This window comes from Streptomyces sp. NPDC089915 (genome assembly GCF_040684675.1).
Taxonomy (GTDB): Bacteria; Actinomycetota; Actinomycetes; order Streptomycetales; family Streptomycetaceae; genus Streptomyces.
Map to the genome: position 1 here is coordinate 29,064 of NZ_JBFBGN010000048.1, position 17,056 is coordinate 46,119.

The 17,056-nt window shown below is 73.0% G+C and carries 16 protein-coding genes; 9 read left to right on the forward strand and 7 right to left on the reverse strand.

The annotated features are described in order from the left end of the window. Positions 1-6 precede the first annotated feature (6 nt). Complete coding sequence (locus tag AB0O29_RS16945) at positions 7-1,416, reverse strand: ABC transporter substrate-binding protein (protein WP_365152325.1); 1,410 nt, start codon at positions 1,414-1,416, stop codon at positions 7-9. Positions 1,417-1,612: 196 nt separating this feature from the next. Between AB0O29_RS16945 and AB0O29_RS16950 the strand changes: the two genes are divergently transcribed. Beyond that, a complete protein-coding gene (locus AB0O29_RS16950; RefSeq protein WP_365152357.1) occupies positions 1,613-2,059 on the forward strand; it encodes a hypothetical protein in 447 nt (148 codons plus the stop codon). A gap of 14 nt (positions 2,060-2,073) precedes the next feature. Further along, positions 2,074-2,952 (forward strand): formyltetrahydrofolate deformylase, encoded by an 879-nt coding sequence (purU, locus tag AB0O29_RS16955; protein ID WP_365152327.1) that lies wholly within the window; start codon positions 2,074-2,076, stop codon positions 2,950-2,952. Between the two features lie 153 nt (positions 2,953-3,105). On the opposite strand, the gene AB0O29_RS16960 is transcribed toward purU, so the two are convergent. Next, positions 3,106-3,621 (reverse strand): EF-hand domain-containing protein, encoded by a 516-nt coding sequence (locus AB0O29_RS16960; RefSeq protein ID WP_365152331.1) that lies wholly within the window; start codon positions 3,619-3,621, stop codon positions 3,106-3,108. Between the two features lie 268 nt (positions 3,622-3,889). Between AB0O29_RS16960 and AB0O29_RS16965 the strand changes: the two genes are divergently transcribed. Together AB0O29_RS16965 and AB0O29_RS16970 are read left to right on the forward strand one after the other, a co-directional pair. Next, a complete protein-coding gene (locus tag AB0O29_RS16965) occupies positions 3,890-4,468 on the forward strand; it encodes a sigma-70 family RNA polymerase sigma factor (RefSeq protein WP_042816979.1) in 579 nt (192 codons plus the stop codon). Next, positions 4,465-5,691 (forward strand): zf-HC2 domain-containing protein, encoded by a 1,227-nt coding sequence (locus AB0O29_RS16970; RefSeq protein ID WP_365152333.1) that lies wholly within the window; start codon positions 4,465-4,467, stop codon positions 5,689-5,691. The genes AB0O29_RS16965 and AB0O29_RS16970 overlap by 4 nt, the downstream gene beginning before the upstream one ends. 68 nt (positions 5,692-5,759) lie before the next feature. Here AB0O29_RS16970 and AB0O29_RS16975 read toward each other — a convergent pair whose 3' ends face one another. Beyond that, positions 5,760-7,370, reverse strand: coding sequence for an AMP-binding protein (locus AB0O29_RS16975; RefSeq protein ID WP_365152335.1), 1,611 nt, complete (start codon positions 7,368-7,370; stop codon positions 5,760-5,762). 143 nt (positions 7,371-7,513) lie between these two features. Between AB0O29_RS16975 and AB0O29_RS16980 the strand changes: the two genes are divergently transcribed. The 4 genes from AB0O29_RS16980 to AB0O29_RS16995 all read left to right on the forward strand — a co-directional run bounded on the left by AB0O29_RS16980 (position 7,514) and on the right by AB0O29_RS16995 (position 11,639). Beyond that, positions 7,514-8,716 carry an amidohydrolase family protein gene (locus AB0O29_RS16980; RefSeq protein ID WP_365152337.1) on the forward strand — a complete coding sequence of 401 codons (1,203 nt, stop codon included), beginning with the start codon at positions 7,514-7,516 and terminating at the stop codon, positions 8,714-8,716. Continuing rightward, positions 8,716-9,870 (forward strand): acyl-CoA dehydrogenase family protein, encoded by a 1,155-nt coding sequence (locus AB0O29_RS16985; protein WP_365152339.1) that lies wholly within the window; start codon positions 8,716-8,718, stop codon positions 9,868-9,870. The genes AB0O29_RS16980 and AB0O29_RS16985 overlap by 1 nt, the downstream gene beginning before the upstream one ends. A 6-nt stretch (positions 9,871-9,876) precedes the next feature. Continuing rightward, positions 9,877-10,833: an acyl-CoA dehydrogenase family protein gene (locus tag AB0O29_RS16990; protein ID WP_365152341.1), complete on the forward strand. Its 957-nt coding sequence runs from the start codon at positions 9,877-9,879 to the stop codon at positions 10,831-10,833. Positions 10,834-11,177: 344 nt separating this feature from the next. After that, a complete protein-coding gene (locus AB0O29_RS16995; protein WP_365152343.1) occupies positions 11,178-11,639 on the forward strand; it encodes an ATP-binding protein in 462 nt (153 codons plus the stop codon). A gap of 216 nt (positions 11,640-11,855) precedes the next feature. Here the strand turns inward: AB0O29_RS16995 and AB0O29_RS17000 are convergent, their stop codons facing one another. Further along, positions 11,856-13,247 carry a pentapeptide repeat-containing protein gene (locus AB0O29_RS17000; RefSeq protein ID WP_365152345.1) on the reverse strand — a complete coding sequence of 464 codons (1,392 nt, stop codon included), beginning with the start codon at positions 13,245-13,247 and terminating at the stop codon, positions 11,856-11,858. Next, positions 13,244-13,894: a TetR/AcrR family transcriptional regulator C-terminal domain-containing protein gene (locus tag AB0O29_RS17005; protein ID WP_365152347.1), complete on the reverse strand. Its 651-nt coding sequence runs from the start codon at positions 13,892-13,894 to the stop codon at positions 13,244-13,246. Before AB0O29_RS17005 ends, AB0O29_RS17000 begins: the two co-directional genes overlap by 4 nt. Before the next feature lie 71 nt (positions 13,895-13,965). Here AB0O29_RS17005 and AB0O29_RS17010 point away from each other — a divergent pair, with 71 nt between their 5' ends. Then, positions 13,966-15,453 (forward strand): FAD-dependent monooxygenase, encoded by a 1,488-nt coding sequence (locus tag AB0O29_RS17010; protein WP_365152349.1) that lies wholly within the window; start codon positions 13,966-13,968, stop codon positions 15,451-15,453. 14 nt (positions 15,454-15,467) lie between these two features. Here the strand turns inward: AB0O29_RS17010 and AB0O29_RS17015 are convergent, their stop codons facing one another. Both AB0O29_RS17015 and AB0O29_RS17020 read right to left on the reverse strand, forming a co-directional pair. After that, positions 15,468-15,887, reverse strand: coding sequence for a hypothetical protein (locus AB0O29_RS17015; RefSeq protein WP_365152351.1), 420 nt, complete (start codon positions 15,885-15,887; stop codon positions 15,468-15,470). Between the two features lie 23 nt (positions 15,888-15,910). Then, positions 15,911-17,056, reverse strand: a 1,146-nt coding sequence (locus tag AB0O29_RS17020; RefSeq protein ID WP_365152353.1) for an EndoU domain-containing protein, incomplete at its 5' end; no start/stop codon positions are given.

Consider the following 17,056-nt stretch of genomic DNA (forward strand, 5'->3'; position numbering starts at 1 on the left):
CCACCGCTACGCGGAGCGCGGGGCCGATTCCATGGCCGCAGTCATGTCCACGTCCTGCTCGCCGACCTGGGCGACGAGCCGGCCCTGCTGGACGACCTGGAAGCTGACCCGGCCGTTGACCAGCCGGGGGAAGCCGGCCACCGCGCGCATGTCCTGGTAGCGCCAGCTCAGCTCCGGGGTGAGGTTGCCGGTGGAGATGCCCGAGGTCTCGTTGAGGGTCCGGGCCAGCTTGCGGGCCGTGATCTCCTCGCCGTCCTTGAACTTCTGGACGACCTGGTTGAGCACGGTGTACGCGATCCAGGTGGTCTGGGCGCCGCTGTCGTCGGCCTCGACGGTGTCGTCGCCGAAGGCGTCGTCGCTGATCACCTTCCGCATCGGCGCCCACAGCGGGTCGGTCGACACCGGGTACCAGCTGGTGACGTACGCGCCCTCGAAGGGGCTCTCCTTGCCGCCGGTGCGGTCGACCAGGGCCTGGCTGACGCTGCCGAGGACCGAGGAGATCTGCGGGTTGCGGTGGGCGGTGGCGTCGGCGCGGCGGAAGGCGTCGAAGAAGGTCTCGGTGCGCTCGCCCAGCACGGCCGTGACGCAGCTCTTCGACGAGGCGGACGAAGGGGACGAAGAGGATGAGGCGGACGAGGACGAGCCCTTCGCGGTGCCGGCCGAGGCGGAGGGGCCGGGGCTCGTCGTCGCCTTCGCGGACGGCGACGGCGCCGGGTCCTTCGGCGCGGACCCGCTCGTGCTGACGTCGGCCAGGGCCTCGCGGGCCTGCGGGGTCAGGTCGGCGGCGTCCTCGGCGGCCCGGATGTCGGAGGCCTCCGGGGTTCCGCTGCCCTTCAGTCCCGCGTTCAGCAGCACCGGCAGGGTGTCCCCGGCGAGGGTGTCCGGGCGGACCAGGGACACCTGGGAGCAGGTCTTGCCGAGCTGGTGGCCGGCGCCGGCGAGCAGTGCGGGCTGGCCGCCGTTCACCGGGTAGGACAGGGTGCTCTGGAACTCCTCCGGGGAGACCCCGTAGCCCCCGATGAAGGGGATGCCCTCGGCCTCCAGCGGGGCCATGAAGGCGCGCCCGAACTGGCTGTACGAGCCGACTACGGCCACCGCCTTCTTGGCGATGGCCTCGCGGGCGCAGTCGGCGGCGCCGGTCGCGGTGTTCTTCTCGTTGCAGGTCAGGACGCGGAGTTTGCGGCCCTTGATGCCACCGTTGGAGTTGACCCAGCGTTCGTACGCCTTGGCCATGCCCGGCATTCCGGGCATGTTGGTGGCTTTCGTTCCGATCGGTGCGAAGGTCATGACCGTGAGGGTGTCCCCGGATCCCCCCGAGTTCCCGGGGAGCACCCCACACGCTGTGGTGAGACACGCACCCGTCGCTGCGGCAAGGAGCAGGCGGGACAGGGGGGTTGCGCGTCGGCTTTTGGTCATGTCCCCCGACCCTTCCGCCACCGGGGTAACTGGGTGCTGAGGTGTACACAACATCCGGTGACGCCCAGGTGAACGGCCGGGGCGGGGGTGCGGATAGGTGCGTCAAGATCGCATTTGTGGGGAACGTACGATCGAAAGCGTGACATTCGCCCAAGGTTCGAAGAACTCTTCCCGCCGCGGCGGCCGCTCCTCCACCATGGGCGGCATGCCCCTCAACGACATGCCGTGGTGGCGCTGGCGCGGCAACGTGCGCTCGGCGCTGCACATGCTTTCCGACACCGCGTTCCAGCGGGAGGTCTGGCTCGCCGGCGCCGAAGGGTACGGGGACGTCACCGACGCCGTGTACCGGCTGGTCGAGGACACCTGGCTCGACAGCTGGTCCGCCGACAAGTACATCGGCACGATATTCCGCGACGCCCAGGAGGCGGCCCTCGTCGACCTCGCCGTGCTGCGGGTGCTGCGGATCCTGCACCAGGTCGGCCCCGACGCCCCCGTGACCGCCTACCTGGAGCACCACGCCTGGCCCGAGGCCGTCCGGGCCGCGCGCGAAGCGCACGTACGGATGTCCACCGCGGACGGGGAGGACCCGGACGAGCGGCCGAGCTCCGTGGAAGTGCTGAGGATCCTCACGCGCGCGGTGTGAAAGGCTATGCCGTCATGAGCGACCCGCAGCCCGGGGCCCGGCCCCTGCCCCAGTACGTCCTGACCGTGTCCTGCCCCGACAAGCAGGGCATCGTGCACGCCGTGTCCAGTTACCTCTTCATGACCGGCTGCAACATCGTGGACAGCCAGCAGTTCGGAGACCGGGAGACCGGGCTCTTCTTCATGCGGGTGCACTTCGAGGCCGAGTCCGAGGTGACGCTGGACAAGCTCCGCGCCAGCTTCGCGGCCATCGGCGACAGCTTCCGGATGGACTGGCAGATCCACCGCTCGGACGAGCGCATGCGGATCGTGCTGATGGTGTCGAAGTTCGGCCACTGCCTGAACGACCTGCTGTTCCGCGCCAGCATCGGCGCGCTGCCGGTGGAGATCGCGGCGGTGGTCTCGAACCACACCGACTTCGCCGAGCTGGTCGGCTCGTACGACATCCCCTTCGTGCACATCCCCGTCACGAAGGAGACGAAGGCCGAGGCGGAGGCGCGCCTGCTGGAGCTGGTGCGGGCGGAGAACGTCGAGCTCGTGGTGCTGGCCCGCTACATGCAGGTGCTGTCGGACACCCTGTGCAAGGAGCTCAGCGGGCGGATCATCAACATCCACCACTCCTTCCTGCCGAGCTTCAAGGGCGCCAAGCCGTACCACCAGGCGCACGCGCGCGGTGTGAAGCTGATCGGCGCGACCGCGCACTACGTGACGGCCGACCTCGACGAGGGGCCGATCATCGAGCAGGAGGTCGAGCGGGTCGGGCACGAGGTCACGCCGGACCAGCTGGTCGCGGTCGGGCGGGACGTGGAGTGCCAGGCGCTGGCGCGGGCCGTGAAGTGGCACAGCGAGCACCGGGTTCTCCTGAACGGAAGCCGGACGGTCGTCTTCGCGTAGCCGCGCCGGGCGGGTGCGGGGGTGCCGCTGCGCGGTGCTGTCCCCGCCCCGCCCTTTCGCCGTTTCCTGGGGCTCCGCCCCAGACCCCGCGCCTCAATCGCCGGCGGGGCTGGATGTGGCGCGGCTGGGTTCGGTGGGGGCGCGCCGCAGGCGTTACGCGTCCGGGTCCACGCCGCAGTAGGCGGCGAAGGCGGTGAGGATCTCCTCCTCGCCGATGCGGCCGTCGCCGTCCGCGTCCAGGGCCGACGCCACGTGGGCCGCCAGTTCCGGGGCGGTGCCCAGGACGCGCAGGACGCGGGCCGCCGTCGCCGGGGTCGCGCCCGTGCCGTCCTCGTCCGCCACCGCGACCACCGCCGCCAGGAACGGCCGGGCGATCTCCGCGAACCGCTCCGGGTTGTCCCGCAGCCGCTTCGCCGCCCCGGTGACGAACTCCTCGCGGGACACCCGCTGGTCCCCGTCCACATCGGCGATGCCGGCCATCCCCTGCCAGAACGCCTCGGCGCCGGCGAAGACGGCCTGGCCCTTGTCCGAGCGGGCGGTGACACCGAATTCGCGCAGTACGGCCTTGGCCGCCGTACTGAAGTCCTCACGGTCGATGTAGCCGGAACCGTCCTGGTCGAAGGTGGCGAATCGGGAGGCGATCTTGCGCTCGTACTCTGCGCTGTCCATATTCGGCGTTCCGCCTTCACATGTGCGTCGGGGTGTACCTGCGGTGCAGATCAAGACAGGCAGGAGCGTAAGGCCTCGATGGCCTGCGCGTTAAGCGAAGCGGGCAACGAGGTGGCCGCATCGAACCCGCGCACGGGGAGCGCGGTGGGGCGCGTACGTGTGTGCGGCTAGCACGCGGGCCCCGCTTCCGGGGGAGGTTCCCCCAAAACAGGCGCGCTCCGGCCGGTGCCGACTACATTTGACGGGTCGACACACGGCTGGAGGCACCATGGCGAAGGACGTTCCACCGCGCTGGGACCGCCGCATGCAGCAGCGTCTCGCCCGTGGTGAGGCCGCCGCGCTCGGGGAGCTCTACGACCGTTTCGCCTCGCTCGTGCACAGCCTCGCCCACCGGGTGCTCGGGGACGAGAAGGCCGCGGACCGCATCACCCGCGAGGTCTTCGGCTACATCTGGGAGAACCCCGACGCCTACGACCCCAAGCAGGGCTCGATGCGCTCCTGGGTCGCCCGGATCACCCAGGGACAGGCGGTGGCCCGGCTGCGCCAGGCCGAACTGGGCCGGGGCTCGCGCGAGGAACTCGAACAGAAGGTGCGCAGCGCCAACGCCGCCGCCCGCGCCGACTACATCGTCACCTCCATGCCCGCCCCGCTGAGGGCCGCCCTGGAACTCGCGTACTTCAAGCGCCGCGACTACCGGCAGGCCGCCGCCGACCTGCAGATCAGCGAGGACGAGGCGCGGCGCCGGCTGCGCCTCGGGCTCCAGCTGCTGTCGACCGCCAACGTCCTCCCGAGGGAGGACACCGCCCCGCCCGGATACGGCCCACGCGGATACGGAACCACCCGATGACCGGACCCACCGATGACACCCCCGACGACGCGTACGAGCCCCCGGCGGCCGGATCCGCGCGGATACCGGGTCCCCGCGCGGCCGGCGACGACCTGCGGGCGCCCGAGGTCCTGCCGCCCGCGCCGCCCTCGCACGCCGTACTGAAGTCCCTGCTCGGGGCCTGGGCGCTGGCCGCCTGCTCCGCCGAGGAGACCCAGGCCGTCGAGGACCACCTCACCGAGTGCGCGCCCTGCGCCGAGGAGGCGCTGCGGCTGCGCGACGCGGTCGGGCTGCTGCACCCCGAGGAGAGCCTCGACCTGAAGCCGCTGCTGCGCTCGCGGGTGCTGGAGGACTGCCTGGGCAAGCGTCCCGCCCGCATCCCCGTACCCGTGTGGGCGACCCCGTACGACACGGAGACCGCGCGGCTCGACGCCCTGCTGCGGGACTTCGGGGAGTCGGAGTGGGACACCCCGGTGCGGCTCAAGTGGTTCGAGGAGGAGCGCCGGCGCAGCCACCGGACCACGGTGGCGGGGGTGATCGGGCACCTGCTCACGGTCGACGGGCTCGTCGCCACCGCGCTCGGCCTGGACGACCCGCTCGGACCGCAGGCCCCGCCGGGCGGTCCCACCGGCCGTACCGAGCACTTCTGGAGCTCGGCCGCCTCCCCGGCGACGCGGAAGGTCCGCGAGCCCTGGCGGGAGCAGGGGCACACCCTGGTCCGCACGGTCTCCTTCGCGGGCCGGGGCGTGGCCGAACTGGCCGTGGACTACGGGGCCTTCGCGCTGCCGCTCGGGGACGCCTTCCTGGAGCGGGCCTTCGAGTGCTGGGTGCACGCCTGGGACATCGCGGAGGCGGTGGACTACCCGTACGAGCCGCCGTCCGGCCCGCACCTGCACCGCATGATCGACCTCGCGGCCCGGCTGCTGCCCGGCGCCCTGGCCGGCCGCCGCCGTGCGGGCCTGGCGGCCCCGGCGCGCGGGCTGGTCGCGGCGGGGGCGCCGGGGCGCACCCTGCACCTGGAGATCGAGGGCGCGGGCGGGGGCGGCTGGGACATCGCCCTGGACTCCCCGGCGGCGCGGCCCTCCCGGGAGCACACGGTGGCGGAGGTCGCGCTGGACGGCCTGGAGTTCTGCCAGCTGGCGGCCGGGCACATCTCCCCCGAGGAGGCGGCGGTCGGCCAGACCGGAGACCGGGAGGCGATCCGTGACGTCCTCTTCGCGGCGGCCTCGCTGAGCCGCCTGTAGCGGTACGCGCGTACGCGGCCCCGCCCGTCGGAAGGGGCCGCGCACGGGCCGGCTGGTGGGCTGCGGGCTCAGGAATATCGCTCGCGCAGGCGGTACTTGAGGACCTTGCGCAGGGCGTCGTTGCGGGGCAGGGCGTCGACCAGCTCCAGCTGTTCGGGCAGTTTGTACGGGGACAGGCCCTGGGCGCGGAGGTAGGCGGTGACCTGGGGGAGGGTCAGCGGGGCGGCGCCCGCGGGCTGCTCGACGACGGCGCAGACGCGTTCGCCGCGCTCCTGGTCGGGGAGGCCGATGACAGCCACGTCGCCGACTCCGGGGAGCCGGTGGAGGAGGTCCTCGACCTCCTTCGCCGAGATGTTCTCGCCCTTCCGGATGATCACGTCCTTGCTGCGGCCGGTGAGGACGAGGTGGCCGGAGGGGGTCAGGTGTCCGAGGTCGCCGGTGATCAGGTAGCCGTCGTCGTCGAAGACGCCGGGGGCGTCCTCCTGCCCGAGGTAGCCCTGGCAGACCGCCTCCCCGCGCAGCCGGACCTCGCCGTCGGTGCCGGCGGGCAGGGGGGTGCCGCCGGGGGTGGTGATGCGGATGGACATGCCCTCCGGGGGGCGGCCCTCGGTGGTGGCGAGGTTCTCCGGGGTGTCGTCGGGGGAGCCCATGGTGATCATCGGGACCTCGGTCATGCCGTAGCCGTGGGTGAGCTGGCAGCCCAGCTCGCGCACCACCGCGTGGTAGATCTCCGGGGGCTTGGGGGCGCCGCCTCCGGCGAGCAGGCGCAGGCTCGGGAGGAGGGGCGTGCCGGGGTCCTTGCGCTGTTCGGTGAGGAACATGGAGTAGAAGGCGGTGGAGCCGCCCGCGATGGTGACCGCGTGGCGGCGGTAGCCGTCCAGTGCGCCGGGCATCGCGAACTTCTCGAAGAGCACGGCCGGGAACCCGTACAGCAGCAGCATCACGGTGTAGTCGGGCCCGGCTATGTGCGCGTACGGGAAGGCCATCGAGCCGACGTCGGACGGGCTCAGGCACAGGGCGTGGGCCAGGCAGGAGCCGCCCGCGATCAGTGAGCGGTCGGTGTGCAGGACGCCCTTGGGGTCGGAGGTGGTGCCGGAGGTCCAGTAGATCCAGCGGACGGAGGTGCCGTCGGCGGGCGGCGGGGGCAGGACGGCCGGGTCGCCGTCGGGCAGGTCCGCGTACGCCTCGAAGACCCCGCGCGCGCCGAGCCGGGCGGCCATGGCGGTGTGGTCGAAGCCGCGCCAGGTGCCGGGGACGGCGAAGAACTCGGCCCCGGACTCGCGCAGGGCGAAGCCGGTCTCGCGGTCGCGGTAGAAGGGGATGACGGGGGACTGGACGGCGCCGAGGCGGGCGAGGGCGGCCGACAGCAGGACCGTCTCGATGCGGGTCGGCAGCTGCCAGGCGACGACGGTGCCGGGGCGTACGCCCATGCCGTACAGGCCGGCGGCGACGCGTTCGGCGCGGTCGCGCAGGGCGCCGAAGGTGAGGGTGCGGTCGGCGGCGCCGGGCTCGGCGGCCTGCCGGGCGGGCCCCGGCTCGGCGGCGTCCGGCTCGGCGGCCTCGATGAGGACGGGGGCGTCGGGGGTGAGGGCGGCGCGGCGGGAGATCAGTTCCCAGAGGGTGCGGGAGCGGCCGAGTTCCGTGGCGACGGCCTTCGCCGCGTCGTCCGCTGTCCTCATCCCGGACCTCCCCTGGGCGTGCCGGCGCGCGGCCAGCTGACGGTGAGTCAGATCAAGGGCAGAGCGTAGGGCTCCGGCGCTTGTCGGTCCAGGGGTGGCGGGGCTAGCTTGTTTCTGACGATCCATCAGATTGGGGAGCGCGCATGGCACTGGAACTGCCTCGGATCATCAGCGTCGACGACCACGTGATCGAGCCCGCCCACCTCTTCGACGTATGGCTGCCCGCGAAGTACCGCGACCGGGGACCCAAGCCCCTCACCGCCGGCATCGGCGAGCTGGAGTACACCGGCGGCAAGTACGTCATCTCCATGGACCCCGACGGCCCGCCGACCGACTGGTGGATCTACGAGGACCTGAAGTTCCCGTACAAGCGCAACATCGCCGCCGTCGGCTTCGACCGCGACGACATGACCCTGGAGGGCATCACCCGCGAGGAGATGCGGCGCGGCTGCTGGGACCCCAAGGCCCGGCTCCTCGACATGGACCTCAACCACGTCGAGGCCTCCCTCTGCTTCCCCACCTTCCCGCGCTTCTGCGGGCAGACCTTCGCGGAGGCCCGGGACAAGGAGGTCGCCCTGGCCTGCGTGCGCGCCTACAACGACTGGATGGTCGAGGAGTGGTGCGGGGACAGCGGCGGCCGGCTGATCCCGCTGTGCATCATCCCGCTGTGGGACATCGACCTCGCCGTCGCCGAGATCCGCCGCAACGCCGCCCGCGGGGTGCGCGCCGTGACCTTCTCCGAGATCCCCACCCACCTGGGGCTGCCGTCCATCCACTCCGGCTACTGGGACCCCTTCTTCGCCGTCTGCCAGGAGACCGGCACGGTCGTGAACATGCACATCGGGTCCTCGTCCCAGATGCCCGCGGCCTCCCCCGACGCCCCGCCCGCCGTCCAGGCCTCGCTCAGCTTCAACAACGCCATGGCCTCGATGATGGACTTCCTCTTCAGCGGGGTCCTGGTGAGGTTCCCGGCGCTGAAGCTCGCCTACAGCGAGGGCCAGATGGGCTGGATCCCGTACGCCCTGGAGCGCGCGGACGACGTCTGGCGCGAGCACCGCGCCTGGGGCGGGGTCCGCGGGCTGATCCCCGAGCCGCCGTCCACGTACTACTACCGGCAGATCTACTGCTGCTTCTTCCGCGACAAGCACGGCATCGCCTCGCTGGACGTCGTCGGCCGCGACAACGCCACCTTCGAGACCGACTACCCGCACGTGGACTCGACCTTCCCGCACACCAAGGAGGTCGCCCTCGACCACGTGAAGGGCCTGGACGACGAGACCGTGTACAAGCTGATGCGCGGCAACGCCATCCGCATGCTCGGCCTGTCCTTCGACGAGGGCCGCTGATGGACCTGGCCCACTCGCAGGAGGAGCGGGAGTTCCGGGCGCGGCTGCGGGAGTGGCTCGGCAAGGTGCTCCCCGAGCTGCCGCCCCGGCCCTCGCCCGACGACTGGCCCGGCCGGCGCGCGTACGACCTGGGCTGGCAGCGCCGGCTCTACGACGCCGGGTACGCGGGCCTGCACTGGCCCGTCGACGCCGGCGGGCGCGGGGCCACCCCGACCCAGCACCTGATCTTCCTGGAGGAGACCGAGCGCGCCGGCGCCCCCTACGTCGGCGCGAACTTCGTCGGGCTGCTGCACGCCGGCCCCACCATCGCCGCCGAGGGCACCCCCGCACAGCGGGCGCGCTGGCTGCCGCCGGTGCTGCGCGGGGAGGAGGTGTGGTGCCAGGGGTTCAGCGAGCCGGGCGCCGGCTCCGACCTGGCCTCGCTGCGGACGAGGGCGGTCCGGGACGGGGACGCGTACGTGGTCACCGGCTCCAAGATCTGGACCTCGCACGCCGAGGTCGCCGACTGGTGCGAGCTGCTCGTACGCACCGACCCGGCCGCGCCCAGGCACAAGGGGATCACCTGGCTGGCCCTGCCGATGGACGCGCCCGGCGTCACGGTCCGGCCGCTGCGCACCCTCGCGGGATCGGCCGAGTTCGCGGAGGTGTTCCTCGACGAGGTGCGGGTGCCGGTCGCCGACCGGGTCGGCGCCGAGAACGACGGCTGGCGGGTCACGATGGTGACCCTGTCCTTCGAGCGGGGCACCGCCTTCGTCGGCGAGGTCGTCGCCTGCCGGCGCACGCTGGGCGCGCTGGCGCGGGCGGCCCGGGCGAACGGCCGCTGGGACGACCCGGTGCTGCGGCGCCGGCTGGGCCGGCTGTACGGGGAGTTCGGCGCGCTGTGGCGGCTCACGCAGTGGAACGTCAGCGAGGCGCAGGGCTCGGGCGGGGTCCCCGGGATCGGGGGCAGCGTCTTCAAGCTGGCGTACTCGCACGCGCGGCAGGAGCTGTACGACGCGGCGGCGGAGGTGCTGGGGGCGGGCGCCCTGTCCCTGGAGGAGGAGTGGACGCCGGAGCGGCTCTCGTCGCTCTCGTACACGATCGCGGCCGGGACCTCGCAGATCCAGCGGAACATCGTCGCCGAGCGGATCCTCGGCCTGCCGAAGGGGCGGTGAGCGGAGGTGGACTTCCGGCTGACGGAGGACCAGCGGGACCTGCGGGCGGGCATCCGCGACCTGCTCGCGGGGCGGTACGGACGGGAGGCGCTGCGGGAGTCGGTCTCCCGGGCCGCGGGCGCGGACGGCCGGGGCGGCGCGGCCGCGGGCCCGGGCGGCGGGGTCGTGGACCGGCGGCTGTGGCGGGAGCTGGGCGAGGCGGGGTTCTTCTCGCTGCGGCTCCCGGAGTCCGAGGGCGGGGTGGGGCTGGGCCTGCCGGAGGCGGTGCTGGTCTTCGAGGAGGCCGGGCGGGCGCTGCTGCCGGGGCCGCTGGTTGCGACGCACCTGGCGGCCGGGGTGGTCCCGGGGGCGGCCTCCGGCTCGGCGGTCGTGACGGCCTTCGACCTGGACGGGCCGCTGGTGGCCCACCTGGGGGAGGCGGACGCGGTCCTCGGGTCGTCCGGGCTGCCCGCCGGCGAGGCGGTCCGCTCGGTGGACCCGCTGACCCCGCTGTGGCGCTGCGCGGGGGAGGTGCCCTCCGTGTCCGGGTTCCGGGAGGAGGGGACGCTGCTGACGGCGGCGCTCCAACTGGGCGGCGCGCTGCGGACGGTGGAGCTGGCGGTGCGCTACGCGGGGGAGCGCGAGCAGTTCGGGCAGCCGATCGGGGGCTTCCAGGCGGTCAAGCACCTGTGCGCGGACATGCTGGTGCGCGCCGAGGTGGCCCGTACGGCGGTGTACGCGGCGGCGGTGACGGCCGACGCGGCCGAGATCGCCGCGGCGAAGCTCCTCGCGGACGAGGCGGCGGTGCGGGGGGCCCGGGACTGCCTCCAGGTGTACGGCGGCATGGGCTTCACCTGGGAGGCGGACGTGCACCTGTACCTGAAACGGGCGTGGGTGCGGGCCGAGCAGTGGCGGACGGCGGCGCGGGCGGAGGAGCTCCTGGCGGCCCGCCTGGCGGAGGAGGCCGGGGCCGTGACGGGGTGAGCGGCGGCCCTGGCGGCTGACTGACTCACTGTTACGGGAGGGTGCGGGAGGGACGGCGCGGGACTCATGTCCGATTACAGAGAGTTGATATCGGTTTGTGTCCTTCGCCCACCCCGATGCGGCCCGGAGGCGGGGGTGCGCCACGGTACGCTCCCACGATGCGAGTGGTTGAGCGGCGGAAGCGCCGCACAGTATGCACCACGCCTACTCCTTCGCGCTGGAATATGCCCGAAGCGCTTGTTGTGGTGACTGTATGTCAACCATGCTGCTCGGCAAGGGGATCACAGTCGGTGATCCCGCCCTGTCGCGAGGCGAAGTGTCCGCCGGTTCGGATGGTGTGAGCGGTGCAGGTGCTTCAGGTACAGCTGGAGGTAGGACCGGACCCCGCCGAGGTCGGCCGGGCACGGCGCTGGGCGCGCTCCCGGCTGGCGGGGTCGGGCCTGGGCGACGACGAACCGCTCGCGGAGACGCTGATCCTGCTCATCTCCGAGCTGGTCACGAACGCGGTCGTGCACACGGGCTGTCCGGCCGTGCTGCGGATGCTCCTCGGGGGCCCGGGCGTCCGGGTGGAGGTCGCCGACACGAGCGACCGCGCCCCGGCCCGGCGGCGGGCCGCCGGTGACGACACGGGCGGGCGCGGACTGGAGCTGGTGGACGGGCTCGCGGACCGGTGGGGCTGGCAGCGCGAGGGCGCGGGCAAGCGGATCTGGTGCGAGATCGACCGGGCGGTGGCACAGGCCCCGTCGGGCCCCTCGGTACCGCCGAAAAAAGTCGTGCTGAAACGGGAACCGCGCGTGTACCTCTAACGAGGTGTTGACGGTTCGTCACCTGTTGATCACCCTGGTGGTGAGCGATTCGTCGCGAGGGGACGCCAAGGGTCCTGAGCCTTGACGAGTGCGGGTCGTGGGGTGGCGGCTGCCGTGCCGCGCTCGGGGTGCGCACGAACGCACGCCGCCACCCGCAGGTCGGCCCGCCGACGGGCGTTCGCCGTCAGGAGGGCCCGCCGTCAGGAGGGCCCGCCGTCAGGAGGGTTCGGGGCCCGGTCGCCGCGGGGGGACGACGCGGACCTCGGCGCCGCGGGAGCGGAACCAGGATTCCAGGGCGGGGCCGGTCAGGGCGGTGCCCAGGGCGGGGCCCGCGGGGGCGATGAGGGTGCCCTTGAGGCCGGTGAGCGCGGTGGTGTCGTCCAGGGTCATCCCGAAGGTGCTCTCGCCCAGTTCCGCGCCCGTGAGGTCCGCGCCGCGCAGGTCGGTGTCCAGGAGGGTCGCGCCCAGGAGGCGGGCGCCGCGCAGGCTCGCGCCGCGGGCGTCGGCGCCGTGCAGGTCGGCGCGGGTGAGGTCGGCGCCGTCCAGGACCGTGCCGCGCAGGACGGCCCCGTCGAGGTCGGCCCGTACGAAGCAGGCGCCGGTGGCGTCGGCGTCCGTGAGGTCGGCGCCCTGGAGGTGGGAGCGGTGGAACCCGGTGCCGGTGAGGCGGGTGCCGGCCAGGCCGGTCCCGCAGAAGAGGGACGAGGAGAAGTCCGCCCCGCTCAGGTCGGCGCCGCTCAGGTCGAGGTGGGAGAGGTCGACGCCGCCGGGCAGGCCCTCGGCCCCGTCCTCCACCCACTTCCACAGCCAGCGGGCCGCCTCCGGGTCGGCGGGCGGGAGCACCCGCCAGGGCAGGACGGCCGGTCGCCGGCGGCGGTACCAGGGGGTGGCCGCCGGGTCGGCGCCGAGTTCCAGGCCGCCGTCGTCGACGGTGACGGCGCGGAAGCGGGCGTCGAGGGCCTCCAGCCGGGGGTCGCCCTCCAGGTCGCGCAGGGCGTCCCGGGCCCGGAGGTCCTCGCGGTACATCTCGGCCCCGTACCAGCGCAGGGGCGGCCACCCCGCCTCCATCCGGCAGACCAGATCGGCCCACGGCCACAGCCTCGGGCCGGTGTCCCGGGGCGCGAGGGGGTGGTCGCGGACCACCTCCGGCAGGCCCCGCACCGGGACGTGGGGGAGGTCCCGGACGCCTGCCTGTAGGGCCGTGATCCGCAGTGCGGGGCGGTCCGGCCCGTTCAGGTCCTCGGTCCGCGCGTACGTCGATCCGCCCGCCGGGGTGAACACCCGCATGATCCACGGGAGGGTGCCCGTGCTCGTCAGCACCGCCGTGCCCAGCTCCCGGGCCAGCGCCCGGGCGACGGTCTCCTCGGACGGCGGATCCGCCGCGGCGGGGCCGGCGTAGAGGTGGAGGGCGCAGGCGACGTCCCCCGGGCCGAACCACTCGTAACCGCACTGGACGGGCGTGTCCCACCGCCAGCCGTCCGGCTCCCCCTCGGGGCCGACCTCGACGGCCCCCTCGCCGAGCGCGAACACCGCGTCGAGGGCGCGGGCGAGGGCCGCCGGCTCCGGGCGGGCGGTGGTCAGGAACCCGTAGGCGCGGCCCGTCGTCACGCGATCCCGTACCGGGCGGCGATGCCGTCGACGAGCAGGGCGAGTCCTTCCTCGAAGCCCCGGTCGTAGTCCTGGAAGAGGTCCGCGCCGGCCGCGGCGGCCAGGGGGTGGCCGGCGAGGCGTTCGGCGCGTTCGGCCACGTCGAAGCCCTCGCGGCGCTCGCCGGGGAGGGGCTCGACGCCCTGCTCCTCGGTGACGAAGCCGAGGGTGAAGAGGTACGCCGTGGTGGTGGCGCGCACGGCCTGGTGGAGGGTGAAGCCGGCCCCGGTGAGGGCGCGGAGCTCGGCCTCCATCCCGACGGCGTGCTCGGTGCCGGTGAAGCGGGAGCCGCTGAAGACCTTCGCGCCGTCGCGGTAGCGCAGCAGGGCCGTGCGCAGGCCGCGGTTGGCGGTGAGGAGGCGGTCCTGCCAGGAGAGGCCGGGGGCGAGGGGGGAGTCCGCCGTCATGCGGCGGTACATCTCCGTGGCCATCTCGTCCAGGAGCTCCTGCTTGTTCTTGAAGTGCCAGTAGAGGGCGGGTGCCTGGACGTCCAGCTCCTTGGCGATCGCGCGGAGGCTGAGGCCGTCGAGGCCGACCTCGTTGAGGAGGCGGAGCGAGGTGTCGACGGCCTGCCTCTTGTCGAGCTTGGGGGATCTGCGGGTAGCCACGCTTGACAGCTTAACAGCGTTAAGTGCATGGTTCGAGGACCGGGAACTTAACGCTGTTAAGGAGTGTGGCGGTGGACGTCGTGGACGTTGTGGATGTGGTGGACGCGCTGGACGTGGACGTGGACGTGCTGGTCGTCGGGGCCGGGGCCGCCGGGCTGGCGCTCGGGGTCGACCTCGCCCGGCGGGGCGTACGCGCCCTCGTCGTGGAGCGGGCCGAGGGGCTGTTCCCCGGGTCGCGGGGCAAGGGGATCCAGCCGAGGACGCTGGAGGTCTTCGACGACCTGGGGGTGCTCGACGAGGTCCTGGCGGCGGGCGGTCCGTACCCGCCGGGGATGCTCTGGCAGGACGGGAGCCGGCTCGGCGAGCACCGGATGTGGGAGGAGGCGGACGCGGAGGAGGGCTCGCCGTTCCGCGAGCCCTGGATGCTGCCGCAGTGGCGCACCCAGCAGATCCTCTTCGCCCGCCTCACCGGACTGGGCGGCACGGTCGCCTTCGGCCGCGAGCTGGTCGGGATCACCCAGGACGAGGACGGGGTGACGGCCGAGTTCGCCGCCGGGCCCCCCGTACGGGCCCGGTACGCGGTCGCCGCCGACGGCGGGCGGTCCACGGTGCGGCGCCTGCTCGGGATCGGGATGACGGGGGAGACGGTCGACCCGGACCCGGTCCTGGTGGCCGACGTGCGCATCACCGGCCTCGACCGCGACCACTGGCACATCTTCCCGCCCGCGCCGGGCCGGGGCTTCCTCGCCGTCTGCCCGCTCGCCGGGACCGAGGACTTCCAGGTCGCCGCGCGGCTGACGGAGGGTGGCCCGGCCGTCGACCTCTCCCTGGAGGGGGTGCGCGCGGTCGTCGCCGCCCGCTCGCACCTGGCCCCGTCCGATGTGACGGAGGTGCGCTGGGCCTCGGACTTCCGGCCCCGGGCGGCGATGGCCGACCGGTTCCGGGAGGGGCGGGTCTTCCTGGCCGGCGACGCCGCGCACGTGCACTCGCCGGCGGGCGGGCAGGGGCTGAACACCGGTGTGCAGGACGCCTACAACCTGGGCTGGAAGCTGGCGGCGGTGCTCGGCGGGGCCGCGGGGGAGCCGTTGCTCGGCACGTACGAGGAGGAGCGGCTGCCGGTGGCCGCGGAGGTGCTCGGCCTCTCGACGCGGATCCACCGCGGCGAGGCCCGCCGCGGCGCGGAGACGCGGCAGCTGGGCCTGGGCTACCGGGGCTCGTCCCTGTCGGTGGAGACCCGCACGGACCTCCCCGCCGGCGCCCTGCGTGCCGGCGACCGGGCCCCGGACGGGCCGTGGGAGGGCGGAGGGGAGGGCGCAGGGGAGGGCGCACGGGAGGGCGCACGCCTCTTCGACGCCTTCCGGGGCCCGCACTGGACCCTGCTGACCGTCGGCCCGACCCCCACCCCGCCCCTGCCGGGCACCAGGTCGGTCCGCATCCCGCCGCACGGCGCATACGGGCAGGGCGTGTTCCTCGTCCGCCCGGACGGCTACGTGGCCTGGGCGGGCCACACGGCCGAGGGCGCGCAGGCGTACGCGGCGCGGCTGGGGGTCGGGGGGTAGGGGGGTAGGGGGGCTCAGGTCCCGAGGTGGTCGCGGATTCCGGTGAGGGGGTCGCGGCCGTGTTCCTCGGCGTACTCGCGGCGGCGGGCGTCGACCTTGTCCGGATGTGCCTGGCAGCAGTAGTCCCAGAAGTCGACCAGCAGGCGGAAGGCGTCATCGAGGGTGTAGTCACCCTGGACGTGATCGACGAAGTGGTTCTCCACACTGACGCCCTGCGGGCTGATGGTGGCGGTGTGAGCGTTCCCGTCCAGGTCCTCGGGCGCGAAGTCCGGGTCGGCCTTGGCCTGGGCCACCAGGTCGATCGCCTCCAGGATCTCCAGCGGGGAGAGCTGGATGTCCGCCGTCACCCATTGCCCCAAGAACTTCAGTTCCGCGGGCCCGGAGAAGAAGGGCACCCCGAACTGGTTCTCGACGTAGTACTGAGTGCGGATCACTGCGCTGTTCTCCTTATCGGCCGCTACGGCATGAGCGGGTAAATGGTCTTCGCGTCACCCGTGATCGGGTCGAAATACCCTTCAAACTTGATGCCCTTCCATTCCCCCTGCCACATGTAGGAGTCGGCGTCGACTATGCGGCCGTTCTCGAAGGCCTTTTCCATGGCGCGCCTGACCTGCTTCTCCGTCCAATGGGCAGGGAAGAACGTCGTCTTGGCCCGTTTCATGACCATCGACCCGGTGCGAGGGTTGCGCATCCACACATTGCCCCTGGTCAGGCCCGTCCTGTGGTCGATCTCGAAGATCCTGGTAACCCTCACCATATGGGGGTTGAGGTCGCGGCCACCAGGGCGGAAGTGATATCCGGTCACCTTGGGGTTGCCGTTGCGATCATACTTGAGCTCGCCCTTGAGGACGTGGTCAAAGGTGTGTTCCGGGATCTGGCCGCCCTTGGGCAGCGGAGGGAGTTCTTCCTTTTCCGGTGGATCCTGATGGGGTGTCGTCGGGTCCCCGTTGTGGCCCGGACCTGAACCCGCCGCCGGATGAGCCGTGCTGGGGTCGGCGGGGTCTTGGGGGTCGCCACCGTGACCGGAACCCGGGTCAGCGGGGTCGTGCGGACCATGGCCGCTGCCGCTGGACGAGTCGTGACTGTTGTGTCCAGGGGTGGTGCTGCTGTCACCGGGGTTGGTGTGGCTGTTCTGGGGCGTGTGGTCGGCGGCCCCTCCCGGAGTATGGTCCGTCGCGCCGCCCGGGGTGTGGCCGGTGGCGCTGCCGGGGGTGGTGTGGGCCGTGGCCTCCGCCGTGTTCGCCGCCGCGTGGGCCGGGGCGCCAGCCATGGCCGGCTGGCGTCCCGGGATTTCGGCCAGGGGGTGGTCGGGGCCCTTAGGGATGGCGGTGAGGTCCTGCTTCGGGAGGCCCTGGTGGTCGAGGAGTTCGTGGGTGATTTTGTCGTAGTACTGGGGGCGGCCCAGGGCGTCGGTGTGGGGGAGGAGGACGGTGTCGTCGGGGTGGGGGAAGGTGACCCCGGGGGTTTCGGCTTTGGGGAGGTCCTTCCAGATCACGTCGTCGAGGTGTGGGAAGGCCCCGTCCACCTTGCCCAGGTTGGCGAAGAGGTCGCCGATCTTGACCTTGCCGATCTGGGCGGCCTTGCCGATGTAGGTGATCGGGTC

Excerpts from the sequence above, each read along its gene's own strand:
- AB0O29_RS16960 (WP_365152331.1), bottom strand. The coding sequence starts at position 3,621 with ATGGACAGCGCAGAGTACGAGCGCAAGATCGCCTCCCGATTCGCCACC.
- AB0O29_RS16945 (WP_365152325.1), bottom strand. The coding sequence starts at position 1,416 with ATGACCAAAAGCCGACGCGCAACCCCCCTGTCCCGCCTGCTCCTTGCC.
- purU (WP_365152327.1), top strand. The coding sequence starts at position 2,074 with ATGAGCGACCCGCAGCCCGGGGCCCGGCCCCTGCCCCAGTACGTCCTG.
- AB0O29_RS16975 (WP_365152335.1), bottom strand. The coding sequence starts at position 7,370 with ATGAGGACAGCGGACGACGCGGCGAAGGCCGTCGCCACGGAACTCGGC.
- AB0O29_RS16970 (WP_365152333.1), top strand. The coding sequence starts at position 4,465 with ATGACCGGACCCACCGATGACACCCCCGACGACGCGTACGAGCCCCCG.
- AB0O29_RS16980 (WP_365152337.1), top strand. The coding sequence starts at position 7,514 with ATGGCACTGGAACTGCCTCGGATCATCAGCGTCGACGACCACGTGATC.
- AB0O29_RS16985 (WP_365152339.1), top strand. The coding sequence starts at position 8,716 with ATGGACCTGGCCCACTCGCAGGAGGAGCGGGAGTTCCGGGCGCGGCTG.
- AB0O29_RS16965 (WP_042816979.1), top strand. The coding sequence starts at position 3,890 with ATGGCGAAGGACGTTCCACCGCGCTGGGACCGCCGCATGCAGCAGCGT.
- AB0O29_RS16950 (WP_365152357.1), top strand. The coding sequence starts at position 1,613 with ATGGGCGGCATGCCCCTCAACGACATGCCGTGGTGGCGCTGGCGCGGC.